Source organism: Chryseobacterium sp. CBTAP 102, assembly GCF_003201365.1.
Taxonomy (GTDB): Bacteria; Bacteroidota; Bacteroidia; order Flavobacteriales; family Weeksellaceae; genus Chryseobacterium; species Chryseobacterium candidae.
Genome location: NZ_QICX01000003.1, coordinates 288,085 through 311,860 on the forward strand (window position 1 = coordinate 288,085; position 23,776 = coordinate 311,860).

22 protein-coding genes and 1 pseudogene are annotated in these 23,776 nt (G+C 37.4%); 4 read left to right on the forward strand and 19 right to left on the reverse strand.

The window, feature by feature from the left end; genetic code table 11:
* The first annotated feature begins 12 nt into the window (after positions 1–12).
* Entirely contained in the window at positions 13–1,422 is a 1,410-nt protein-coding gene (locus C8D70_RS06455; protein ID WP_110366778.1) for a hypothetical protein, read from the forward strand.
* Between the two features lie 443 nt (positions 1,423–1,865).
* Here the strand turns inward: C8D70_RS06455 and C8D70_RS06465 are convergent.
* The 5 genes and pseudogenes from C8D70_RS06465 to C8D70_RS06485 form a co-directional block, all read right to left on the reverse strand.
* Positions 1,866–2,545 (reverse strand): annotated as a pseudogene (locus C8D70_RS06465) (amidohydrolase family protein); the annotation flags it as partial.
* Between the two features lie 644 nt (positions 2,546–3,189).
* Positions 3,190–4,479, reverse strand: a complete 1,290-nt coding sequence (hemL, locus tag C8D70_RS06470) for a glutamate-1-semialdehyde 2,1-aminomutase (protein ID WP_110366779.1) — start codon at positions 4,477–4,479, stop codon at positions 3,190–3,192.
* Positions 4,480–4,554: 75 nt separating this feature from the next.
* On the reverse strand, positions 4,555–5,613 hold the full coding sequence (locus tag C8D70_RS06475; RefSeq protein ID WP_076596118.1) for a glucosaminidase domain-containing protein: 1,059 nt from the start codon (positions 5,611–5,613) through the stop codon (positions 4,555–4,557).
* 15 nt (positions 5,614–5,628) lie between these two features.
* The gene (locus C8D70_RS06480) at positions 5,629–6,537 is read right to left on the reverse strand and encodes a 1-aminocyclopropane-1-carboxylate deaminase/D-cysteine desulfhydrase (protein WP_110366780.1); all 909 of its coding nucleotides are present in this window, start codon (positions 6,535–6,537) and stop codon (positions 5,629–5,631) included.
* A 246-nt stretch (positions 6,538–6,783) separates the two neighbouring features.
* Positions 6,784–7,110, reverse strand: coding sequence for a hypothetical protein (locus tag C8D70_RS06485; RefSeq protein WP_076596161.1), 327 nt, complete (start codon positions 7,108–7,110; stop codon positions 6,784–6,786).
* Positions 7,111–7,150: 40 nt separating this feature from the next.
* Between C8D70_RS06485 and C8D70_RS06490 the strand changes: the two genes are divergently transcribed.
* The 3 genes from C8D70_RS06490 to C8D70_RS06500 all read left to right on the forward strand — a co-directional run bounded on the left by C8D70_RS06490 (position 7,151) and on the right by C8D70_RS06500 (position 10,029).
* Positions 7,151–7,333 carry a DUF5522 domain-containing protein gene (locus tag C8D70_RS06490; protein WP_047434227.1) on the forward strand — a complete coding sequence of 61 codons (183 nt, stop codon included), beginning with the start codon at positions 7,151–7,153 and terminating at the stop codon, positions 7,331–7,333.
* Between the two features lies 1 nt (position 7,334).
* Positions 7,335–7,862, forward strand: coding sequence for a DUF4136 domain-containing protein (locus tag C8D70_RS06495; RefSeq protein WP_076596120.1), 528 nt, complete (start codon positions 7,335–7,337; stop codon positions 7,860–7,862).
* A 376-nt stretch (positions 7,863–8,238) separates the two neighbouring features.
* Positions 8,239–10,029 (forward strand): endonuclease, encoded by a 1,791-nt coding sequence (locus tag C8D70_RS06500; RefSeq protein WP_110366781.1) that lies wholly within the window; start codon positions 8,239–8,241, stop codon positions 10,027–10,029.
* A 93-nt stretch (positions 10,030–10,122) separates the two neighbouring features.
* On the opposite strand, the gene C8D70_RS06505 is transcribed toward C8D70_RS06500, so the two are convergent.
* From C8D70_RS06505 to C8D70_RS06565, 14 genes are all read right to left on the reverse strand, one after another.
* Positions 10,123–10,839, reverse strand: coding sequence for a hypothetical protein (locus C8D70_RS06505; RefSeq protein WP_110366782.1), 717 nt, complete (start codon positions 10,837–10,839; stop codon positions 10,123–10,125).
* 101 nt (positions 10,840–10,940) lie between these two features.
* Complete coding sequence (locus tag C8D70_RS06510; protein WP_110366783.1) at positions 10,941–11,594, reverse strand: hypothetical protein; 654 nt, start codon at positions 11,592–11,594, stop codon at positions 10,941–10,943.
* Positions 11,595–11,611: 17 nt separating this feature from the next.
* Positions 11,612–11,992, reverse strand: coding sequence for a hypothetical protein (locus C8D70_RS06515; RefSeq protein ID WP_110366784.1), 381 nt, complete (start codon positions 11,990–11,992; stop codon positions 11,612–11,614).
* A complete protein-coding gene (locus tag C8D70_RS06520; protein WP_228407991.1) occupies positions 11,973–12,446 on the reverse strand; it encodes a LemA family protein in 474 nt (157 codons plus the stop codon). Before C8D70_RS06520 ends, C8D70_RS06515 begins: the two co-directional genes overlap by 20 nt.
* An 86-nt stretch (positions 12,447–12,532) precedes the next feature.
* Entirely contained in the window at positions 12,533–13,315 is a 783-nt protein-coding gene (locus C8D70_RS06525) for a hypothetical protein (protein ID WP_110366786.1), read from the reverse strand.
* 68 nt (positions 13,316–13,383) lie between these two features.
* Positions 13,384–14,154, reverse strand: a complete 771-nt coding sequence (locus C8D70_RS06530; protein ID WP_110366787.1) for a hypothetical protein — start codon at positions 14,152–14,154, stop codon at positions 13,384–13,386.
* A 3-nt stretch (positions 14,155–14,157) separates the two neighbouring features.
* Positions 14,158–14,745: a hypothetical protein gene (locus C8D70_RS06535; protein ID WP_146212860.1), complete on the reverse strand. Its 588-nt coding sequence runs from the start codon at positions 14,743–14,745 to the stop codon at positions 14,158–14,160.
* 10 nt (positions 14,746–14,755) lie between these two features.
* Positions 14,756–17,548 (reverse strand): OmpA family protein, encoded by a 2,793-nt coding sequence (locus C8D70_RS06540; protein WP_110366789.1) that lies wholly within the window; start codon positions 17,546–17,548, stop codon positions 14,756–14,758.
* 11 nt (positions 17,549–17,559) lie between these two features.
* The gene (locus C8D70_RS06545; protein WP_110366790.1) at positions 17,560–18,048 is read right to left on the reverse strand and encodes a DUF4280 domain-containing protein; all 489 of its coding nucleotides are present in this window, start codon (positions 18,046–18,048) and stop codon (positions 17,560–17,562) included.
* A 28-nt stretch (positions 18,049–18,076) separates the two neighbouring features.
* A complete protein-coding gene (locus C8D70_RS06550; protein WP_110366791.1) occupies positions 18,077–19,120 on the reverse strand; it encodes a hypothetical protein in 1,044 nt (347 codons plus the stop codon).
* Between the two features lie 61 nt (positions 19,121–19,181).
* Complete coding sequence (locus C8D70_RS06555; RefSeq protein WP_110366792.1) at positions 19,182–20,594, reverse strand: T6SS phospholipase effector Tle1-like catalytic domain-containing protein; 1,413 nt, start codon at positions 20,592–20,594, stop codon at positions 19,182–19,184.
* Between the two features lie 35 nt (positions 20,595–20,629).
* Positions 20,630–21,604, reverse strand: coding sequence for a DUF2931 family protein (locus C8D70_RS06560; RefSeq protein WP_262509780.1), 975 nt, complete (start codon positions 21,602–21,604; stop codon positions 20,630–20,632).
* 61 nt (positions 21,605–21,665) lie between these two features.
* A complete protein-coding gene (locus tag C8D70_RS20740; RefSeq protein ID WP_156106421.1) occupies positions 21,666–21,836 on the reverse strand; it encodes a hypothetical protein in 171 nt (56 codons plus the stop codon).
* Position 21,837: 1 nt separating this feature from the next.
* Positions 21,838–23,769 (reverse strand): type VI secretion system Vgr family protein, encoded by a 1,932-nt coding sequence (locus C8D70_RS06565; protein WP_110366794.1) that lies wholly within the window; start codon positions 23,767–23,769, stop codon positions 21,838–21,840.
* Positions 23,770–23,776: the final 7 nt, after the last annotated feature.

Sequence of the window (23,776 nt, forward strand, 5' to 3'; positions counted from 1 at the left end):
ATTCTTTATAACATGAAAAAGTTCGTTTTATATTCTTTAATGCTTGGCGCTCTAGTATCAACTACCGCTTGTAGAAATATAGAAGAAGATGGACCTACCATTATTCAAAATGGAGGTAACGGAAACGGAGAAACTGAAAACCTTATTCTTTCAGGAAAAATCACTTCCAATACTACACTTAAAGCCAATAAAATCTATAAGCTGAGAGGACTGGTATATGTAACTAACGGAGCTACTTTAACTATTGAGCCAGGTACAAAGATTGTAGGTGAAGCTGATAAAAACGGAGCTTTGATCATTACAAGAGGGAGCAAAATCATGGCGGAAGGAACTGCTGCCAACCCTATTATCTTCACTTCAGAGAAACCAAGTCCTAAAAGAGGAGACTGGGCAGGTGTAGTAATCTTAGGAAACGCTCCTACTAATGCATCTTTCGGAGGAGCAAACGGAGTTGGAGAAATTGAAGGAGGTATTAACAACTCTGAAGGTCTTGGACTTTATGGTGGTACTAACGCAGCTGACAACAGTGGTGTATTAAAATATGTAAGAATAGAATATGCAGGATATGCATTCTTACCGGATAAAGAGATCAACGGAATTACGTTCGGGGGTGTAGGTAGCGGAACTACAGTAGACTATGTAGAAGTTGCTTATGCTAATGATGACAGTTTTGAGTGGTTCGGAGGAACGGTAAACTGTTCTCACCTTATTTCTTACAAAGGTCTTGATGACGATTTTGATACAGATAACGGTTTCTCAGGAAAGGTACAGTTTGGTATCGCAGTAAGAGATTCTCAGGTAGCAGACGTTTCAGGTTCTAATGCATTTGAATCTGATAATGATGCTAACGGTTCTACTTTAAATCCTCAGACATCTGCTACATTCTCTAATATGACGATTATCGGGCCAATCAACTCTGCGGCTTCTGGGTCTATCAACGCATTATTCCAGAATGCATTACAAATCAGAAGAAATTCTTCTATCTCTGTTTTCAACTCTGTATTCACAGGATTCCCTGTTGGATTATTCATTGATGCTACAAAAGGATCTCCAACAGATAACAATATTGTAGGTAATAAACTATTCTTTGAAAACAACGTTTTAGCAGGAATGCAAACTCCTTTAAAGTTCGGACCATCTACCTCTACTCCAACAACGTATACGTTAGCAGATCTTACAACCTGGTTTAATGCTAAAGGAAACACAATCCTTGCTTCTACTGCTGATGTAAAGCTTGCCAACGCATGGGCTCCTGCAGGAACTACACCAAACTTCGCTCCTGGCTCAGGTTCTCCATTATTAACAGGAGGTGCATTTACTAACCCTAAATTAGCGACTTGGTTTACACAGGTTACTTACAAAGGTGCTGTAAAAGATGCGAACGATACCTGGTATGCAGGATGGACAAACTTTAACTTATAACATCATCATATAAGTACCTAGATTTAATTTCAAATAGAAGGCCTCCGGAAGTATTTCCGGGGGCTTTTTTTATCGTTATTATGAGATATTACCAATATTAGGAATTTTGAATATGAATAGATGTTCACATTGTAAAAATACCGGATTGCAATTTGAACAATTATTTTTATGTTTAGACACATACCCTTCCTTGATAAGTTTTGGCTAAAGCCGGAGGAATATCTTTTTCCATTCAAACGGGCTAAAGCCCGTTCCTATTGAATATAAACAATCTCGAAATTCACCATCTGAAACTCTGATCCGGAAAATAAAAACCAGGATCACGAAAAGTCTAAACCCGCACTCCGGAACCCATTCAAAAAAAGCCACCCGAAAAGCTTCCGATGGCATTACAAAAAACAAGTGCATAAATATATATACTTCTGATTAGTTTCTCCAGAATAAATATCCATCTTCGCAGCTTCTTTCAAATAAGGTACGGAATCCGTATAGAAAACACCATGCTGTGGAAAGGCTACCAGCTCAGCTCCAAAGCTTTTCTTTTTATTTTCTAACGCTTTTTGCAAATTTTTTAATGACTGAAGTTTGGAAGTCGGTTCAATATTCACGTGGCTTCTTGCATAGGAAGTTCCCTTCGATTGTAATAGCTCGATCAGTTTTTCAGCTTTGAATGTTGATTTTTTCAGCATCTCAGGAAGCATTTTCTGCTCCAGTTCTATCATTCCTTTTACTCCTCCGGCTCTTTTTTTAACGGACTGCCACTGATCTCCATAAAAGGTTTTATCAAGGTGAATATGCATATCTTTAAATGCAGGAAGCATCAATAGTCCTTTTGCATCTACAGCTTTAGCATTGGGTTGATTGGGTGTGATCTTTGTGATTTTTCCTTTTTCAACTTCTACATAAAACAGATCTGTTTTGGTAGAAGCTACTTCTCCATCCTGGTATTCAAACCTTGTTTCCGACGAACATTTTTAAGGCTCATTTTTCCTTTTACTGAAAGATTTTTCTCATCGAAAGGCGATGCAGTCATGATATTGGGTATTAAAGTGAGTCCCGCTACAGCCAAAGCCGAATTCCGGATAAAATGTTTGCGGGAGATGTTATTGTCGAAGGTCTTCATTTCCAATCTATTTAAGACAAAATTAAAAAGAAGTACTCTGAACGAAGTGTATGGTTTATTACAAAATCTGTATGATTTATGCTTTGTGTTGATTCCCTAGGGGAATGCTTTATGATCTACTTAATTTATCCACAACGCTTGTCATTAGGTAGGAATCCTGATTATGATGTTTTTACTCTGTTGAGACTCCTACGGAGTGACAAATAGACCGACTAAACTTTCTATATCAAGTATGTTTAATATAAAAATATCGACAATGCCTGTCATTACGCAGGAATCCTGATTATGATGTTTTTACGCTGTTGAGACTCCTACGGAGTGACAAATAGACCGGCTAAACTATCTGTATCAAGTATGTTTAATATAAAAATATCCACAACGCCTGTCATTACGCAGGAATCCAGATTATGATGTTTTTACGCTGTTGAGACTCCTACGGAGTGACAAAGGGGCAGCCTTTACTTTTTGTATAAAACTAAGACTAGTAATTATGACTAGTATAAAAATATCCACAAGCAGGAATCCAAATTATACTGTTTTTATGCTGGTGAAACTCCTGCTGAATGACAGAGATTGCGTTGATTTTTTTTCAATCTAAACTTTCTTTTCCATAAAAAAACCGGATTTTAAATCCGGTTTCATTATTATTTATTTGAATATTCAAATTTTCTTACTGCTTCCAGTGTCATATCAATCTCTTTATCCTTGATGGCATCACTGATGAAATATGTTTCATAACCGCTTGGCGGAAGATAGACTCCATTCTGAAGCATCTGGTGGAAGAAATTATTAAACAAAGAATGATTTGCTTCCTGTGCTTCATCAAAGTTGGAAACGCTTTTAATATGGAAGAATACAGACATCATAGAACCTTTTCTGTTGATTCTGTGAGCAATTCCTTTTTCATTTAAGATTTTTCCAATCTCAAAATCCAATGTTTCTGTTGTTTTCTCCAATCTGCTGAAAAACTCAGAATCATTTTTAATAAGCTGAAGAGTTTTTAATCCGGCTCTCATTGCTAAAGGATTTCCACTTAATGTTCCCGCCTGATAAACACCGCCTTTTGGTGCAAGATGATCCATGATTTCATTTCTACCAGCGAAAGCTCCTACCGGAAGCCCTCCTCCGATTACTTTTCCGTAAGTCACCAGATCAGCTTTTACATTGAAAAGTTCCTGAGCTCCTCCGAAAGCTAATCTGAAACCAGTCATCACCTCATCAAAGATCAATAATGCTCCGTTTTCATCACAGATCTTTCTCAGTTTTTGTAAAAAATCGTTTTCCGGCAATACACAACCCATATTTCCCGCAACAGGTTCTATAATTACCGCTGCAATTTCTCCCTGATTATGACGGAATAAATCTTCAACCTGTTCAAAATCATTATAACGCGCTAACAAAGTATCTTTTGCTGTTCCAGCTGTTACGCCCGGAGAATTTGGATTTCCAAAAGTAGCTGCACCACTTCCTGCTTTGATCAGGAATGAATCCGAATGCCCATGATAACAGCCTTCAAATTTTACAATTTTATCTCTTCCTGTGTATCCTCTTGCCAGTCTGATGGCACTCATACAAGCTTCTGTTCCTGAAGAAACCATTCTTATCTGGTCGATATTCGGAACATTTTCAATGATGAATTTTGCAATTTCTGTTTCCAGTTCTGTAGGAGCACCGAAAGAGAATCCTTTTTCAGCCTGTATTTTCAGTTCTTCCAGTACCTCAGGATGAGTATGTCCTAAAATGGCCGGGCCCCATGAGTTGATATAATCGATGTAAGTATTGTCATCTGCATCGGTAAGGTAAGCCCCTTTTGCCGATTTCATAAAAACAGGCACTCCTCCTACGGATTTAAATGCTCTTACCGGAGAGTTTACACCTCCCGGAATGTATTTGTAGGCTTCATCAAATAAAGCCGAACTTCTTTGATACTTCATATATATTTAGTTGGTGCTGACAGCTGCTGGTTGGCATGTAATTGTCAACGATAAACTCTCAACAAAAAAATTAAATTAGTTTCGTGGTTTTTTGTCTATTAAATAAATAAGCTGTCCTGCAGATGGCTGCTGTCCTTCATCCATTCTGTTTTTAGCGTATAATTTATTTAATTTGATTCCGAATTTCTGTGCAATATCATGCATATCTTCTCCGTATTCAGCTTTATAGGTGGCTGTATTTCCGGTAGAATTTTTAGACTCAAGGAAAACGATGTCATTTTTCTTTAACGTTTCATTTTCCAGCTCATTCCACTTCATCAGTCTGCTTTCGCTTACTTTGAATTTGTTGGCAATGAATTTCACATCGGTATCTTCAGGAATTACAATATATTTCAGCCCGTCATTCGGGTGGCTTTTGATAAGAATAGAATTCAGAATTTCAGCTTTCGTTTTAATTCTCTCTACTCTTTTTTGTTGTTGTGCGTAAGAGGTTTGTTTGTAAGGGACTTCAACGGTAACAGGTTCTTTCACTTTTCTGGTTGCTTTTGAAGGTTCCAGCTGTGCCATGAAAGTTCTGTCGTCTTTCAGATCCGGGTACATTTTAAGAACAGCATACAATACTTCATTAGAATTGGTATTGTCATATTCATATAACTTATACTTTTCAATTTTGGAGATAAGAATGGAAGCATAGCGCGGATTGGTAGCGTACCCTGCTTTTTTTAAGCCGGTTGCCCACGCTCTGTAATCTTTCATATCCAGTTTGAAAAGGTTGGCGTAATATTTTCTTGTGGATAAAAATATAGAATGGTCTTCATAAGACTGTCTTGGATCATCGTACACACGGAAGCATTCGTTAGGTGCATCATCGGTATGTTTCATTGTTCTACCGGTCCAGTCTTCTTTACATTTTATACCGAAGTGATTTTTACCTTCCTGTGCCAGTCTGCTCTGTCCGCCCCCGGTTTCCAATAATCCCTGGGCAAGGGTAATAGAAGCCGGAATTTTATATTTTTCCATTTCTTCTACTGCATATTTAGCAAACTTCTGAATATACTGATCTTCGGTTGCCCAAGTCTGGGCTGAAAATTTTGATAAAACTAAAAGGCTTATGGATAGAAAAAGTCTTTTCATGTTTTTCAATTTTACTTATATAATTAAATTTCTATTCTGTTTTTCCAACAGTAAATTAGCTCCTTCAATTCCCTGTAAACCACCAGTATGAAAGCACAAAACCTTACTGTTTTCAGGAAAATATTCTTCTTCTATCAGTTCAAAAACTTTCTCCATCATTTTCCCTGTATAAACCGGTTCCAAAGGAATACCGTACCTCTCCTTGAAATCATTGATAAAACGAACGTTTGCATCATTTATTTTACCATAACCTCCAAAACATGAATCTATTAGATTAAAATTCTGTCTCAAAGTTAATTCAAAAATTTTATTTTCCAGTGAAGCATCGTCAACGGCTTTAAATCCTATAACTTTCTGATTCTCTTCACAAAATTTTGAAATTCCTGCAATGGTACCTCCGGTTCCAACTGCGGTGCAAAGATAGTCAAAATCTTTTGTTTGTTCATTGAGCATCATTTTCACTCCTTCTACAGCGTCTTTATTGGTTCCTCCTTCAGGAACTATCAAAGCTTCAGGAAACTCCTGCTGAAGGAATTCTGTCAGTTTTTCTTTGTGACGGTATTCTTCACGGGTGACAAATTTCAGATTCATCCCGTTTCTTTTTGCAAAAAGCAAAGTAGGATTATCACGCCATTTATGCTCCAGTTCTTCTCCTCTGATGATTCCCAGTGTTGGAATACCTGCCATATTACCTACTGCAGAAACCGCTGCAATATGATTGGAAAAAGCGCCTCCGAAAGTAATGATGTATGGATTATCAGGAACTTTTTCCAGATAGTGATTCACATTGTGAAAGAGTTTCCAGTATTTATTGCCTGAAATCAACGGATGAATCTGATCTTCCCTTTTAATAAAAAGCCTAATGTTTTTCTCGATAAGAATTTCCTGGATAAAAACAGGTTGTGTGGGAAGTTTTAATAGCATTTCAGTTTTACGACACAAGATTATTCTTTGCAAAAGTAGGAAAAGATTTAATCTTGCGGGATTTTGTTTGTTTTCCCACAGATCATACAGATTTTCGCGGATGACTGTTTTGATAATTTTAGGTTTTGGCTAAAGCCGACTGAATTTTTTATTTATTTGATAAACGGGCTAAAGCCCGCTCCTATTGAATATAAAGAACATCAAAATTGATATCCAAAAACCAAATCCCAAACCCCAACATTCACTTTACAAATATTTCCTGAAGTTCCAGAATTTTCTTTCTTTGAGATAATTCATGCTGTTTTCGTTGGCGTAAGCTTCTCTTTCAAAGGAGATTCGTCTATAAGCCACATAACCGTCTTTCAGTTTGAAAAACCAGTAATAGTATTCAATAACATAGAAAATATAGAAGAAAATAATGAGCATTTCCAGTTGTTGCTGTAAATGAATTTTTTCGTGATTGATCAATACATTATTTTCCTTATCTTCGGGTTTCCTAATGAAGATAAAGGGAAAGAGTGCGATGCCATTAATTTTTAATTTTTTTAAAGGCTTTTGGCATACAATTATCATAGTAACAAATATAAAAAGTTTTTTGACAAGCATTTAACTTATGGCCCATTATGACATCAAAGAAGGTGAAGACTTCTACTATAATGAACAGGGGTACAAGGTTTTTACAGAAAAATTTCATCTGAAAAGAGGATATTGCTGTAAAAGCGGCTGCAGACACTGTCCTTACGGGTATGATAAAAAGACTGATACATTCATTAAAAGTGATAAAAAAAATAAATAAAATGAAAAAATATATTTTTATTTTGTTGGCATCTGCTACATTAGGCTTAACTTCTTGTAGCCCTTTTCAGATACGTTCAGATTATGCTGAAACCGCCAATTTCAATTCTTATAAAACCTATAAAATCAGAATTGATGATCTAAAACTGAATGATATTGATAAAGACAGAGTACTGAATGAACTGTCGAGACAGCTTCAGAGCAAAGGACTTCAGTCCGGAGAAAACCCTGATCTGATTATCAACGTAAAAGCAAATCATAAAAAGATTACTGATATCAATTCTTCTTCTCCTTACGGAATGTGGGGTTGGGGCGGACCATTCGGATGGGGCGTTGGCATGAACAGAACATGGACAACCAACTACAATGAAGGCGCTCTGATTGTTGACCTTATTGATGCAAAAAGCAACAAACTGGTTTGGCAGGGTATCGGAAGCGGAATTTCTGTTGATTCTCCAAAAGCAAAACAGAGACAGATTCCAGAGATTATGGCTGAGATTATGAAAAATTATCCGCCACAAAGAAAATAAAATTAATGTCATCCATTATATAGCCGGTACTTTTTGTATCGGCTTTTTTTATGGATAATTATTTGTTTATCCCGCAGATAGCACAGATTTGTACTGATAACTGTGGATATAATCTTCCATTATTTAAGTTTCGGCTAAAGCCAAATGAAATCGTTTATTTTTAAACCGGGCTAAAGCCCGGTGCTATTGAATATCCAATATTGAGGATAGATTATAAAATTCATAATTCAAATATAAAACGGAATCTCATACAAAACCTCGTTATTCATTATTCATTACTCATCACATATTTACATGCAGTGCATTTAAAATTAACGATTTTGTAATTTTTTATTCACAAAAATTGTAGTATTCTTGCTGAAACTTAATATTAATTATGAAAAAAATCATTTTATTTTCTGTATTTGCAGGGCTTGCCCATGCTCAGGCTCCTGCAGGATATTACAATTCTGCCAACGGACTGAGTGGCGCAGCACTAAAATCTGAATTAAGCAGCATTATCACCAACGGACATACTGATAAAGGATACAGTGGACTGTGGACAGCGTATAAAACCACGGATATTGATAAGGACTATGAGAATGATGGTACTATCCTTGATATTTATTCTGAAAAGCCTTCAGGCACAGATCCTTATAAGTATAATCCGGGGACCAACCAGTGTGGAACGTATTCTACTGAGGGAAATTGTTATAACAGAGAGCATATTGTGCCTCAAAGTCTTTTCAATCAGGCATCTCCAATGGTAGCGGATATTCATTTTATCAGAGCTACAGACGGAAAAGTAAACGGAATGAGAAGCAATTATCCTTTCGGAAAGGTAGGAAGTGCTTCTTTTACTTCTCAGAATGGTTCAAAACTTGGCACCTCTGTTTCTTCAGGATATTCAGGGACGGTATTTGAGCCGATTGATGAGTTTAAAGGAGATGTGGCCCGTATGATTTTTTATTTTGTAACACGTTACCAAAGCAAACTTTCTACTTTCTCATCAGGAAATATGTTAGGAAGTTCTACATTCCCGGGATTACAGACCTGGGAACTGAATGTTCTACTGGCATGGCATAATCAGGATCCGGTTTCTCAGGCTGAGATCAAAAGAAATAATGCATCCTATACTTTTCAGGGGAACAGAAACCCTTTTATTGATAACCCGAATTATGTTAACCTTATATGGGGTTCTCAGCAGCCCTCAGGTGACACTCAGGCACCTACTGCGGCAACAGGTCTGAATGTTTCAGGAACAACTTCCGGCAGTATTTCTCTTGCATGGAATGCTTCTACCGATAACGTAGGCGTAACAGCTTATAATGTTTATATGAACGGAAGTCTGCAAACAACTACAGGTTCAACTTCAACAACCATTTCAGGGCTTACTCCTTCTACAACTTACAGTTTTTATGTAGTAGCGAAGGATGCGGCAGGAAATTCTTCATCAAACAGTTCAACGGTTTCCGGGACTACTAATTCAGGAGGGACTACTCCAGGTACGAACTGTGCCAATGAAAATTTTGAAACAATCCCTGCAGCCAGTTCTACCTATACAACCAGAACATGGAGCAATGGTGGTATTTCCTGGACAGCAACGGATGCAAGAACAGATCAGACTATTAACAATAAAGCGATTACGGTAAGAAACGGTTCTTTAACTTCCGGCACTTCAGCAAACGGTATTGGCTCTTTGACGGTAACTACACAGCTTAAATTCTCAGGAACCAATGGTACTTTTGATGTAAAAGTAAACGGAACAACCGTAGGGACAATTCCTTACAGTACTTCATCTACAACGACGACCATCAATAACATCAATCTTTCCGGAAATGTAGTGGTAAGCCTTGTTAATAATTCATCAAGCAACAGAGTGGCTATTGATGATCTTGCATGGACATGTTATTCCGGATCAAGTGCAAGAATGGCTCAAAGCACAGCTACTGAAACTACTTCTAACAGTTTTAAAATCTCTCCTAACCCTATCACCAATCAGGAAATCTTTGTAAAAGGAGATCTTGAGAAGGTAAGAAAAGCTGAGATTTATAACCTTCAGGGGAAAACTCTTCAGACGATTGACCAGCCTTTCAGAAATGGAAACTCTATTAAAACCAGAAATCTTGGTCAGGGAGTTTATATTTTGAAGCTGGATCAGGTAACGATGCAGTTCTTAGTAAAATAATTCAAATACTGATTTGATATAAAAATGCCGGTTCTTTTTGGACCGGCATTTTATGTTTCTATTAAACTCCTGTAGATTTTTGCGTATTGAACGTTATAAAGAAATCTTATCCAGATCCGGATATCCTGATCCTTTTAAGAGGTCTTTCCATTCTTTATTTTTGAAAACGAAGAGATTGCAGCGGTATTCGTCCGGTTTATTATCTATTTTGGTTTCACAGTAGTAATAGAGCATATCTCTGTTTCTCCAGATGGCAACTTCCTGTCTGAATTTATTATGAGTCTGAATGATTTCATTGTCTTTAACTTCAGATTCAAAACCTTCACGGATTGTATCAAAACTCGGTTTTTGAAGTGTTCTATTCAGGTTATCCAAAAGCGCTTTTTTTTCATGCTCTGTATAAATATCTAGCTGATACATTCCCAATTCATTTTCTTTTTCATTAGCAAGCGGGCCGATTTCCTGATCTACTTTTCCAAAATGCAGAAGGACTTTATTGATATTTTTATTATTTTTTCCTTCTAAATCTATCCCGTTGAAATGTAATAATTCTTTTGATGAAAAAGCCAGCTTTTCATTTCCGATCAGCGTAACGTCAGTGGTACGTAAAGCATCCTTAGCCGTTGCTCCGGCAGATTTTAAAATTTCATTGATATTCTGTCCTGCTTTAAGCTGTGCAAGATTAAAGGGCTCTGTTTGTGTACCTCCCTGTGTTTCAACCAAAGACTCACCCTCTTTATTTTTCTGCTGGCTGCATGATGCAAGACTCAGGCAGATTACTGGTATTAATACATATTTCAATTTCTTCATAATGCTAGTGTTAATATCCGGTTATTAATAATAAACAGAAAAAACAGGATTTAAGTATCAGGAAACGGTTCTTTTATTACTCTTCTCTTGACTGCCGCCTTTTAATTCATGTACTTGTACCATGGAGAAGCCGGAGGGGTAGGATATTTTAATCCAAATACAGCATTATTACGGTAAGCATCTTTTGATACAGAAATATATTTATTTCTTATTTTCCCATCATCTTCAATGGAGATACTTAGTATGGAATAATTTTTCCCATCATCCCAGAAAAAAGAAGTTGGATAAGTAAAGGAATTTTTCTCATTTTGATTCCATGAGACTTTTTCCGGAGAAAGTTTTTTAAGTTTTTCAAAAATTGGTTTTACTAATTTGGCATCTACGGTTGCTTTGTCTGTAATAGAAGCGGTAGGATTTCCATGTTTTTTTACTATTTTTTCTACAAATTCCAGAGAGTACTTTTCGGCAGCATTGGTATCAACTGCTCCTACTTTTCCTTTGTATACGGTAATTCTTGTACCCATTGTCTTGTCTAAGGGTATATTTCCGTAGGTTATCCCTTTATTTTCATCAGCATAATATTGAATAATATCTGTTTTTACGGCATCTTTCAGAAATAAGTCTTTGTTTTCAAAATCATACTTCTTTGCATCCTCACCTAAGGAAACTGATGACAGGTCAAATGATTGATTTCCACAACAGATATTGATCAATACTACAAAAATCAATACCAGCACTCTTGCTTTTTTCATCATGCTATATTTTTCTAAAATTACTGATTTTGTCTTTCCTTAATTATTTTAGACCAATCACTAAACATTTTGGTAATAGTATTGGCATTGATTAAACTGAAAACAAACATTCCCGTAAGTATCGTAAGCCAGCAATAGGCCAGTTTCACTCCATTTTTATCAGTAATAAAGAAAAGGATAAATATGGTCAGTGTTCCTATTATAAATGTAAAAAGCAAAGTATACATCAATACATGAATGATGTACATATTGAATTTTAGCTTTCTGAAGATCCATCCTATCACGGCCATCGGAAGAAACAACAAAAGCGGCAAAAACATAGCTCCGAAAATGGTTACTTCCGGGTAATCCGCTATTTTATCTTCTAATCCGAAAAAGGTATTAAAACTGAACCCCGTCATACTGTTTTTCTTCGTTTGTGATTTCCAGTAAAGTTTTATCTTTATAGCCTATCATTTTCGCCAGTATAACATTGGGAAATTCATGAATTCCAATGTTGTAAAGATTCACGCTGTCATTAAAAAATTCTCTTCTGTCCGCTATTTTGTTCTCCAGATCGGAAATTCTTTTCTGCAGTTCAAGAAAATTATTATTAGATTTCAGTTCCGGATAGTTTTCTGAAACCGCAAAGAATGAAGAAAGCGCTTTTGAGGTTTCATTGGCAATCTCGGTTCTCTTATTGGCATCAGTACTGTTATTGTAAAAAGTTCTGAGCTCTGTAAGGCGGGTAAGCAGCTTTTCTTCGTAGTTCATAAAGTGTTTGGCAACGGTGACCAAATTGGGAATTTCATCCGCACGTTGTTTCAGCACCACATCAATATTGCCGTATGCTTTGTCAACGTTAAATTTGAGCATGACCAATTTGTTGTACAGATTGATCAGAAAACTTATAATAACTACCCCAAGCAGGATAAGTAATATGATAGCGACCGTCTGATTCATTATTGTGTAAGTATATAAATAATTATTAAAAGGATGATGGAACAGGTAAACATAAATGACCTCAGCAAGGGCTGGTATTTGTTCCAGACTGTGATTCCTGAGGAAGAAGTAATACCAAGTATTTTATAATAATCGTCTTTTCTGATGAAAGGTACTCCGTTTTTAGAATCGGCATAGCCTACCAGCAGCATCTTCTGACCATCTTTTAAAAGAGTTTCTTTGTACCTTTTACCGCCGTAGCTGCTTACATTGGTTTCTTCTAATAAAACCAGCTCTATTCCTTCCGGTTCTACTTCTATGATTCCTGTGTCATCTTTAACCCGGAAGATATTGCATTTCGTTTCCCTGTGAATGGTTCTGTAACTTTCTTTTCCGTCTGAATCTCTGTCAATATCTTCAATGGTATAATAATATCCGATGCAGGCTTCATTATTTACTGGTGAAAATAAAGGATTCATCATCTTTAAAGTTCCTTCAATCTCTGCCAGTCCTTTTGCTACAGAATGGATCTTAGAGGTAGGTAGTGAGGATTGCAGGCGTAAAAAACGTTTTGAAGCAGTAGGCTTCATTAAAACAATAAAAATGAAAACAAAAAAAAGTAATGGAAAAAAAACGATCGCTTTCTCTGCGTAACTGTCATAGTTATTGGAAATTTCAGAAGCATATTCATGCAGCGGCATTCTATCTTTGAAAATAATCCACAGAATAAAATAAATAAAGCCTGCGGCTATTATTCCTAAAATACTATATACGATGTATGGTCTTTCCTTTTTAACTCCCATTTATTCTGTTATAAAACTGGTGGAAATACCTAGATCTTATTTCCAGTGTTTTTTTCTTTTAAAGATTGCTATATAATCTCAAACTCATCTTTCCCTTCGGGAATATAAAATGTTATGGGCAGAACTAATTCTTCCTCACTTTTCGGATTTTCCAGACGTAATGCAGACATCATATCTGTACATTTTAGTGCGGCCAGCTTTCCGTAGGCTGAATACTCTACCTGAATATCATCCGGAAGACTCTGTGCTTTATATCCATTCTGCATATCGGAAATAATACCCTGCATTCTGGCTTCTGCCTGACTTTTGCTAAGATACATGGCTAAAGCGTTATTATTTTCTCTTTTTTGATATTGATCAATGAATGAACTGTAATTGCCTCCATTGATCAGCTTTATAATTTCGTTATACTTTTTGATCAATTTTTCTTTAACATCGAATTTAGCACCTTTAAGATCTATTCCGTTTTGCCATGCCTCCAGTTTGTAGGGTACTTCGGCTTCAAATGTACTTACATGTCCTATAAACGGTATATTTTTATCTGGCTTCTTGGTAAAATATTCATCAAACTGCTTTACAAAAGCATATTCTCCGGAAGACATATCGTAGAGATTTACTCTGTATCTTATATAAGAATCTTCATGCAATTCTTTATGCCCATCCATTGGAAGTCCTTTCACTTCAATTGTTTGTTTACCTCCTTCCAGAATAAGATGATTGATGGGAAAATCTGATCTTGTCTGTCCCTCAATACTCAATGAAATTAATTCCACATCATTAATTTTGATCTGAAATGAACACATTACCGCACTAAAATCTATTTCGTAATAAGGTTTCATCTTTTATTTTTTAGGATAAGCAAGGGTAAAACTGTCTAAGATGGAGAATGTACCTGGATCTGAAGAATTTTCAACTCTGGTTCCTTTCTTTACTACGATCAGTTTTGTGTTGGTATATTTTGTATTGTCCTGAGTAAGCTCCTGGGTTTGGGTTAAAAACAGCCATTTATTTTTAGCTGATGCATCCCAGAAGTAAGCAACTCCGGTTTTATCAGTGGATCTTTTTTCTGGATTACCATAGGTCTTAGTCAGATAATCAATCAGCTTTTTCCCTTCGTCTTCTTTAGCAAGGTTCAGTATAAATCCGAGGTATTGATTATTCTGGTAAGAGTTTACAAAAAGCGCAAGGTTGTTGTTGGAATAATCGTATCCTTTAGGTACTGCATACTCGGAAAATGATGCTGTTCCCAGCTTATAATTGTTAACTTTGGCCTGTTTATAAGATAATAATCCGTAATTGGCTTCTGTATCCTTCTCTCCCTTCAAAATATTATCCGGCAGTTTTTCATCAAATTTAAGGGACTCCAAGTCAGTTTGTCCATTGCAGGAAACGATAGCCAAAAAGCTAAATAATAAGATAAGATTTTTCATTGTCTGAATATTAATCATTTTTAATCAACGGAATATTTGCACTTATTCCAAATAAGGACTCTAATTCTTTTATCACATCAAAAGGAGGAATTACATTTTTAAAATCCCCTTTGGCAATTTCATATTTTCCATTTCTGCTTTCCTCCACTTTATGTTTATTTTTTGCAATTTTAATAGCAAGACCTACACTTATTGTAACTACATATTGGGCATCAAGACCGTCAAATCCGAGAACAGGACGGTAATACAATCCTTTTTCATCGTAGTTGATACCATGTCCATACGTTATGGAAGCACTTCCTGATGCTGAAGCTTCAAAATAAGCCTCTGCTTTAATAACAGCCAGTGAAACTTCTCCCTGAATTTTCACTCCTACTTTCAATTCCAGTTTAAGTTTACTCTTACTTGAGACTTTAAAGTCGGAATCTTTGAGTTTTCCTGCTGTATTAAATTTAAATTCAGATTCCACTTCTATCGTACTGGAAATAATAAGATCCATAAAGATATCAACCGATGCTTTAAAACCTGCATTATCATTCCCTACATCTATTCCGGATTTCAGTTTTCCCTGAATTTCCTGATATAATCTTGTTACTCCCGGCGCAGCTGTTCCTCCGCTTACCGCTCCGGAAATACCAAATACCAGGGCTCCCAGAAGATCAACTGTCATTTCCAGCCCAATCAGCGGATTTGCTTTTAAACCTATAGCTACATCTGTACCAATAATGGCATTATTATCTTTTGGATGCTTTAAAAGCCAGTTACCTGATAGCTCCATGTTGGGCGGTTTTACGGCAAAACTTACCGGAATCCCTTTAGGAGAAATGGAGCGTACTTTTCCTTTGGCCTGATTAAGAACTCCATCCGACAGCGCTCCTATGGCAGCAAATGTATCATATATTTTCTTAAACTTGGTTTCGTATTGATATTTTAGCTCTTTTTCCTGCTGATCATTGTTCCATTTTGCCTTTAAACTAAATGCCAGTGAAGCATCTTTTTGCTTCCATCTTTTTTCAGCACCCATTTTGCCTGCTCTTTTCTGCAGCTCTTTATGCTCATGGGGATCCATATTCATCCATTTTACGCTGAGATCATTGGTAAGATTCAATGTAAAACTCAGTGTCCAGTTGACGTCCGGATAGGCTTTTATTAATACCGTAGTCCTTTTCTCATTACTATAGTATCTGCAGGTATGTACATGCAAATGAAACTGATTCGGGTTTGTTCCGGCAGGCCAGATATATTGTATAGGAAAAGCATTGAATTGTGATAAATCTGAATATACTCCATAAGTAAAGGAAGGAGCCGTAAATGTTTTTACCGTATCTCCATTATCTATTGCCTGTCCTACATCTACAATCTGTATCTGTTTTTTATGTTTTCCTTTACTGTCTCTGAAACATTCTTTTGTTTCAAAGCCGGCAACATCAATGATCAGATTTTTCTTTGTAGACACACTAGGTGCCGTTACTTCATAATGAACAGTTTGCGCATCATGAGCATTGAATACAAATGAGATATCTACTCTACGGTTATTTTCGTAGTCTTTCTCGTTTTTGTATCTGATATTATCTCTTCCCATTTTATCATCGGTAGGATCTACTTCCCCTTTTCCTACGGAGATAATTCTTCTTGGATCTAATCCGCCGTCTGCAAAGAATTTTTTCACAACATCAGCTCTTCTTTGGGAAAGCCCTTTGTTATAATTTTCTTTTCCTATGACACAGGCATACCCGCTGAGATTCATGGTGGCATCTTTGTGTTCGAGAAGAAATTTGAGCACATTATTCAGGGTGGCTTCTCCGTCTTTATCAATAACTGTGGAATCAAATTTATAATAGATTGTTCTCTGAATATGTTCCTGTAATGCAGCAGATTTTATCAGTTTGACACCATTACCATTGTCAAAAACTTTAACGGTTGTATTGCTGGCTTTGCCGTCTTTTGTTTCATTTTCCGTGATTTTAATGACTTCAAATTTACACGGCTCGAGTCTGACGGAGTTGACATCCGGCTTATAAACCTTAGTTGGTGTCTGGTTCTGAGCACCATTGGTATTGGTAGTGGCAACTTTATTCTTAACATTCAGATAGATGGCATGAAGATCATCACCCAGTTTATCTTTGATATACTGTCTGGAAGCAACATCTTTCACTTTAACATAGAATTCCTCTACATTCTGAATATTGTCTACATAAGCCATCCAGGTGAAGGTATTTTCTATTTTAAGATTGACTTCGCCGTCTATTACCTGTACATTATTGTAGGTATGTACCAGTTTATCTGCCTTGGCTGTCTGCTGATTCCAGAGTTCGATACTGACTGTATTTCCATTCAGCCCTTCTGTCATCAGGTTCAGGTGAACAATATGGCCGTAGGAAATGTATTCGCTTTTTTTATTGTTTTTGATGCTTTTGCTGTTCTTTTGTGTAGACCATTTGCTGCTTACAATTTTGGGTTCACACCAGCCTTTTACATATAGCCCTGTATTACCTTTAGGATCTCTTACTCCTGAAAGACTGGCTTCAATATAAAACTGATAGCTTCCGCAGTACTGCTTGCCAATTAAAAATTTATATCCTGTAGCAGAGGTAATCTGATTGATAATAATTTTTTTGCTGCTGTTCTGCCTCATCCACGTAAGAGGTTTCTTTTTGTCTGCATCTGTAGTTCCCGGCAGCCATTCATCCACACCAAACTGCACCCACTGATCCGGCTTTATGGTAATCCTTTGACCTAATACAGACATTTTCGGGTAATACAAGCCGCTTACAACTTTTATTTTTTTTACGCCTTTTGCCATTTTCTTATCATTTAGATTGCACCATCCTGCCCTCCTCCTGAAGGCTGTTCATTATACATTTCTTCGGAATCTACCAGCGGATTGATCTGCTGCTGAACGTCTTTGTCGGCATTTTTAAAGTTCTGCTGGCTGGCTTCTGCTCTCTGCCCGTGGTCTATAATCTCAATACATGGAGTTCCCGCAACCGCACATACGGCTTTGCTGTCTTCTACAATGATGTATCCACCGTTGCTGAGCTGTACTTTATCATAAAAATTCTGCCATTCTGTAACCATAATTTTGCATGGAGGCGGCGGTCCTCCCATTTTGGTACAGTTCCCGAATGTATTTTTTTCAAATGTGGCTGCTCCAATTTCTTTCGTGGTAACGATCAGTTTTTTGGAAGCGCTTTTATCATTGGCATATTCTTTTTGGTGTGTAAGTACTTTCAGCTTGTCCGGAGCCTGCCCGAACTGGCATTTGCATAGGGCGCCCTGTACTACAATATGTTTTTCTGCCATATTAATTTATCTTTAGTGAAGTGGTCATTTATTTATTATCAATTCCTGAAACTGATACTGAAATCTTTTTTTCTTCCTGCAGCATGATACTGCATTCCAGGTAAAGAGATTCCGGAAGTGAAGTTTCTCCTTTCAGATAGCTTATGAGTCTGAAAGTTCCTTCTTCATTCATCACAGGATGATCTTCTATAATCAATGAAAAAGGTGATTTTCTTATAAAATCATCAATATCCCTTTCTTCATATAACTTTCCTGCTCCTTCTATGGTAATCAGCCCTGTTTCTCCTTTAACAGGATCTGTTTCCAGGGTCAGTTTATATCTGGGTTCAATTGCATTGTCTGTTACAGGAAAAGTTTCTGTCATCTCAGTTCTATAATCCTTTCCGAAACTCTGATAGATTCCAAAAAACAAGGCACGGATGAAATAATCGTTTTTGATATAAAGATTGACGGCTTCAGGCTGGCTGATCACTTTTTCAATCTTTCCGCAATATTCGTCTACGGTTTCGCCTTCAAATTCTTTATAGAGTTCTTCTTTTACAGCGGGCCATCTTTTGGAAAATACCTCAGCGTTTTCTACTGTTTCAAATCTTCCATGTTCATCTGTACTGATGTGTAAAGGATATAAAACACCTGAGGTTCTGTAGGCCAGCAGATCTGCAATTTCATTTACTTCTTCTTCATTAAGATAGAGCTTTGATGTTCTGTCTATCTCAAAAAAATGATGCCCTTTTTCTGTTGTAAGCCAGCGAACAGATGCTTCATATTTTAATTCGTTTTTGGATTCTCCTTTTTCAATGGTAATGACTACACTGTATCTTCGCAATGATTTTTCCGGCTGAAGGGTAAGACTATTTCCTTTTCTGAATTGTACCAAAAGGTTTTTATCTGCCACTGCAGTTCTCGGAACAAAAAGTTCTTTCTGCCCATTAAGATTGATCAGGATCATGTCTTTAACAGCGCAGTGATTATTATGGAAAAGTTTTAATGCATCTTTATCCAACCCGTACAGCGACGCTATACTTTTTAAAGTTTCATCTTTCTGAACAGTATGTATATTATATTTCTGCATAAAAATATTCCTGCTTCAATTTCTTTTCTGTATGATAATCTTATTGTTAAAGATTTTAATTCTAATGGATAACCCTTGTTCTGTTCGGTCTCGGATCCATACCAATCCCTTCTCTTCTGGCTGACCAGTGAAGGTATTTGTGACGAAGCTTTCTTAAATCATCCTGTTCCTTTACTTCTTTCTGATAAGCTGCCTGACGGTCTTCCGGAATTTCGTTTCCTCCATAGGCATCCCTCAGTTCTTTATAATGTCTGAAAGAGTAAGGTTTGCCATCTCCCATTACGTAAGTTCTGAGACGGTCTTTAATTCCTATCAAAAACTGATCATCCAAAATGGAGTATTTATCATCTGTCATTTTTTTTAAGGTGATGGGAAGGTTTTTATCAATGCCGTATTCTGCCATAAAATGTAAAGGAATATAGCTGAAAGTCTTCAGAAGATCACGTGTTCCTCTTAATGACAAATAGAATCCGGGGGTAATGGTGAGTTCACCTTTATGATACCAGCCTTCATTTTCAAGCTCTGCCTTTAATGCTTCTAATTTACTGCTGGTAGTCCATGAAGTTTCCACTTCTTCCCATGTTTCCCTTCCGTTTTCATAGGCTCCGCCTACATCGCAGTGTACGCCCGGAAATGTTTTTTCAGTTCCGATGTGTACCCTTGTGAGGTCAAAGTTTTCTCTGTGTTCATCGGCAGCGATAAAGTGAACTACAGTCTGGGCTTTTCCAATTTCATTCAGGCTTAATTCTTCTACGTCATTGCTGAAATTAGGCATTGGTGACAGATATTTTGAATAGGAAGAAACAGTATCATAAATTCCCAGAAATCTTACTTTCAACACATCAACCTTTAATCCTGCTTCTTCGAGCTTAAGGCCAAGGTGTCCCCATTTTGGAAGTTCTTCTGATGCTACACTTTTGCCGTCATCATCTGAATAAGTGGTCACCGAAACCGCTTCGTTGGCAACGGTGCGTGAAGTGGCTTTATACTTTGCTTTTCCGATTTCGTATACAAAATTACGTGCGGCAGCAGCTCCACGGCTGAATCCGAATACATCGAAAGTAAGAACCGCAATTTTATCGGCCTTCTTTTCTGCTTTAATGGTTTTCACCTTTTTTACAATCTCTTCGCAGCCTTTTCTCACTTTAGATCTGATCCCTGTATCTCCTGTTCCGAAAGCGTAGCCCAGCGTAGCATCTCCTTCTTTATCCTGTGTACCAATACCTTCTATATAAATACCGAAGTTTTTATCATAGTTATCCCACATGCGAGCTACATTGCTCCAGTCATTATTGTAGCTGGTATTGTCTTCAGCTTTTCCGCCATGTTTTTTATGGGCATCCGTTCCTTTCCTTCTCTCTTCAGTATTGGTTTTATTATTCAGGGTTCCGTCAAAAAAAATCCCAATGGTAATATCCAGTACTTCCTCTTTGGATACAGATGGTGTATAGCTTCCAAATTGATTGTTGTGCATCGTTCTTAATTTTTAAATTGACTGAGTGAAACCTATCATTCTATCTTTTTAGATACCCTTATTTTTGCTTTGGTTACCGGAAACTTCTCTTTTTCAGACTCAAGGGATACCAAAACCTTTGTGTTATCTTCATTGACTTTAATGGTCAGATCAATATTTTTGTCTTTTCCTGATTTCTGAAACAGATCAAATATTTCTTTGTCATCAAAAGCGTCTATCCATACTGCATATCTGTTGCTGTTTTTATCTTTCCAATAAAAACCGCAGAATTTTGGTATAGCCCTGCTTTTGTAAGTATTGTCTTTTAAGCTCTGATCAAAAAGATTTTCCTGCTCACCGTTGTAATTGGTAAAACCGAAATCTATCCATGCAGCTCCTTCAGGAAGAATCACGGAAGGTTTCCAGTTGTATTTTTCTCTGTATACGTTATAAATATCTGCTGGCGGATAGCCTTCTTTTTCAATTTTCTCACGAACTTCCGGCTTGAATGTCTTGTAAGACGGGTCTTTGAGCATTCTTTCTGCAAATCCTACTTTCAGCATGTACTGAGCATTATCGTAGGCTTTTTCTTTGGTGATAATTGTATCATGAGCCTGGAAAGCTCCTACTTCTTTCTGGTTTCCGGGACCTTTCATCCAAAGCACTACTCTTCCCTGCGGAGCTAATCCTACCACGAAGGAATTATAAGTGGCTTTCTTTTTCGTATCCTGATCAACAAACCCTTCATCAAAAAGGCTTTTTATCTTTTCTTTATCCAGATTCCATTTTCCGGTGTAGAATTTATTTTCCACCAAAGAATACCATGTAAATTCCAGTTCATGAGGAGCACTCATTCTTTCGGTATTGACGTTCATGGTACCGCCTTCTTTTCCCCATCCTGTATTCTGTGTTCCCCAGATGGCATCAAAACTGTAAGTAAAACCATCGGCAACAATAGCTCCTTCATATACTTCCATCGGGTATTCCTGCGGGGCGGAAACGGTTCCCAGCCAGCTGTATTTTTCTTCCATTTTTTTATTCTGACAATTCGTTAATGAAAAACACCATATAAAAAGGATCAGCAGGTTATATTTACTTATGGCCATGGGACATAATCTTCTTGTTACTTGCTAAAACCAGATTATCTCTGTGTGCCTCCACATTGATTTTCTTTGCTATTTTCTCCACCTTTTTTCCTACGCTCAGATGATAAGAATCTTTAACTGTTATGCGCAGATTGGTTGCTGTTTTGATGATCGCCATATCAGAAAAGTTTTGATTTTTCAGCACTGTTGAATTCTACAATCTTTCCGCTCTGCATGGTCATATTTTCCAGTTCGCTGAACATGGAAATTTCACCTGCAATTTCGTTGGATGTTTCGGACTGTCTTTTGAATTCTTTTTCAATCATTTCCGTTCTGGTGTCGGATGTTTCGGTAATGTCTCCCGAAGCCGTAAGTTTCATATCCTTCCCTGCAATGGAAATAATATTGTCATTCGCAGTACTGGTTATACTTGCTCCTGCTCCTATTGATATTTCTTTTCCTGCGGTGATATTGATGTTGTCGCCTGCATTTAAAGTAAAGTTTTTAGGAGCTTTCATGCTGATATTCCCTTGTCCGTCCATGTAATAAGTATTTCCGCTTGGATCAAGAATGGTTACGCTTCCTTCTTCATCATTCATCAGAATCCTGATTCCGCTTCTGGTTTGAATAGATTTCAGATGATTGTTAACACCTCCTCCTAATGCCACTCCTCCATGGAACATTCCTCCCATTACGAAAGGTCTGTCCGGATGGCTGTGCACAAAGTTGACCATCACCTGATCTCCCACTTCGGGAATGGCTACATAGCCACGGTTTTGGGTAATCTGATCTGTTCCTCCGGCATCAGGGCTCATCATACGGATAAAATGAGTGGTATCATTGGTCTGCCAGTCAAATCTTACCTGTACTCTTCCCTGTCCTTCCGGATCTGTATTGGAAATTACAGTGGCAGTCTGTGGTTCAGCCTTCGGAACAGTGAATTCCGGTTTTGGAAGAAACCCTGTATCTGCAGCTATTCCTACGAAGCTTCCTTTGTAATGGCCTATGGTATCAATTTCATGTTCTGCTTCTGTAATCATTATCCTTGTGAAATAAGAGGTTTCATTGGAATCCTGCTTACGCATCTGGACGTCTGCTACGCAACCCGGGTGCAGGAAAGGAACCGTGGTATTTCCTGAAATAGAAAAAACATTTACCGCTTCACTTCCGGATGCACTTTTCTGCGAGTACTCCACATCCAAATGTGTAGTGGCTTTAATGGGAGCCATCTGCAGAGCCGGAGTCTTATAAATAGTTTCGTTATGACTGTATGCTGTTTTCGCAAGGTCACTCACGTGTTTTATGGGTGTAGAACCTGATGTCAGTCTTTCATTTTTATTACTGTTGTAGCCGTAGAACTGAGGCTTTGTATGTACAGCTTTCAATTCAACTTTTATTTCATTGGCACTGCTTCCGTAAGTAAGGGTAATTGCTTTGTTCTGAGCAGGAAGTTTTCCGAAATGTAAAACTTCACCGTCATAATAAAACTGCTCACCATAGGCTTCAGCCATTCTTGCCAGATAGTTATAATGGGTTTCGTTATACTGGCTGCTGTAGATGATCTGGGAAAAATTATTGGCATCTACTCTTACATCGAACCGGCTTTTATCAATTCCTTGTTTGATTACTTCTTCGGCAATAATTCCTACGTTAACCGACTGGCTGCCTCCAAAACTCTGGATATGCGGTGCACCGTCAAGAAGGATGGTCGGGCTGTAGCCTGTAAGCACAATATTTCCCAAACTCATATGTTCCTGACTGAATCCCACTCCGGTAATCACTCCCACAAAAGTTCGTTCCGGGCTGTTGTCAATATCTTTATAGGAAATAACAGCTGTAAGTCGTTTCCCAAGGAATTTATTAGCTTCTTCCAATGAATGGGTCTGTCTGCCTCCCAAGGTATCATGTGCCAGTGTCAGCGTAAATTCGTGATGCCGTCTGGTACTTTGCTTAAGCTTGAAATGCTTATAGTACTTGATAATTTTCCCTTCTATGACAAGAGAAAGCTTTACCAGACGGTTGATACCTGTATGATGGTTTTCGGAAATACCATCTGCATTCTGCGTCGGACGAAAAGACGTCGCTTGTGAGTTTCCAGGTGTATTTGACATATTTTTA

Excerpts from the sequence above, each read along its gene's own strand:
- C8D70_RS06545 (WP_110366790.1), bottom strand. The coding sequence starts at position 18,048 with ATGGCAGAAAAACATATTGTAGTACAGGGCGCCCTATGCAAATGCCAG.
- C8D70_RS06455 (WP_110366778.1), top strand. The coding sequence starts at position 13 with ATGAAAAAGTTCGTTTTATATTCTTTAATGCTTGGCGCTCTAGTATCA.
- C8D70_RS06475 (WP_076596118.1), bottom strand. The coding sequence starts at position 5,613 with ATGAAAAGACTTTTTCTATCCATAAGCCTTTTAGTTTTATCAAAATTT.
- C8D70_RS06555 (WP_110366792.1), bottom strand. The coding sequence starts at position 20,594 with ATGCACAACAATCAATTTGGAAGCTATACACCATCTGTATCCAAAGAG.
- C8D70_RS06525 (WP_110366786.1), bottom strand. The coding sequence starts at position 13,315 with ATGGGAGTTAAAAAGGAAAGACCATACATCGTATATAGTATTTTAGGA.
- hemL (WP_110366779.1), bottom strand. The coding sequence starts at position 4,479 with ATGAAGTATCAAAGAAGTTCGGCTTTATTTGATGAAGCCTACAAATAC.
- C8D70_RS06550 (WP_110366791.1), bottom strand. The coding sequence starts at position 19,120 with ATGCAGAAATATAATATACATACTGTTCAGAAAGATGAAACTTTAAAA.
- C8D70_RS06530 (WP_110366787.1), bottom strand. The coding sequence starts at position 14,154 with ATGAAACCTTATTACGAAATAGATTTTAGTGCGGTAATGTGTTCATTT.
- C8D70_RS06535 (WP_146212860.1), bottom strand. The coding sequence starts at position 14,745 with ATGAAAAATCTTATCTTATTATTTAGCTTTTTGGCTATCGTTTCCTGC.
- C8D70_RS06485 (WP_076596161.1), bottom strand. The coding sequence starts at position 7,110 with ATGATAATTGTATGCCAAAAGCCTTTAAAAAAATTAAAAATTAATGGC.
- C8D70_RS06500 (WP_110366781.1), top strand. The coding sequence starts at position 8,239 with ATGAAAAAAATCATTTTATTTTCTGTATTTGCAGGGCTTGCCCATGCT.
- C8D70_RS06505 (WP_110366782.1), bottom strand. The coding sequence starts at position 10,839 with ATGAAGAAATTGAAATATGTATTAATACCAGTAATCTGCCTGAGTCTT.
- C8D70_RS06565 (WP_110366794.1), bottom strand. The coding sequence starts at position 23,769 with ATGTCAAATACACCTGGAAACTCACAAGCGACGTCTTTTCGTCCGACG.
- C8D70_RS06490 (WP_047434227.1), top strand. The coding sequence starts at position 7,151 with ATGGCCCATTATGACATCAAAGAAGGTGAAGACTTCTACTATAATGAA.
- C8D70_RS06540 (WP_110366789.1), bottom strand. The coding sequence starts at position 17,548 with ATGGCAAAAGGCGTAAAAAAAATAAAAGTTGTAAGCGGCTTGTATTAC.
- C8D70_RS06480 (WP_110366780.1), bottom strand. The coding sequence starts at position 6,537 with ATGCTATTAAAACTTCCCACACAACCTGTTTTTATCCAGGAAATTCTT.
- C8D70_RS06520 (WP_228407991.1), bottom strand. The coding sequence starts at position 12,446 with ATGCTCAAATTTAACGTTGACAAAGCATACGGCAATATTGATGTGGTG.
- C8D70_RS20740 (WP_156106421.1), bottom strand. The coding sequence starts at position 21,836 with ATGGCGATCATCAAAACAGCAACCAATCTGCGCATAACAGTTAAAGAT.
- C8D70_RS06515 (WP_110366784.1), bottom strand. The coding sequence starts at position 11,992 with ATGACGGGGTTCAGTTTTAATACCTTTTTCGGATTAGAAGATAAAATA.
- C8D70_RS06495 (WP_076596120.1), top strand. The coding sequence starts at position 7,335 with ATGAAAAAATATATTTTTATTTTGTTGGCATCTGCTACATTAGGCTTA.
- C8D70_RS06510 (WP_110366783.1), bottom strand. The coding sequence starts at position 11,594 with ATGATGAAAAAAGCAAGAGTGCTGGTATTGATTTTTGTAGTATTGATC.
- C8D70_RS06560 (WP_262509780.1), bottom strand. The coding sequence starts at position 21,604 with ATGGAAGAAAAATACAGCTGGCTGGGAACCGTTTCCGCCCCGCAGGAA.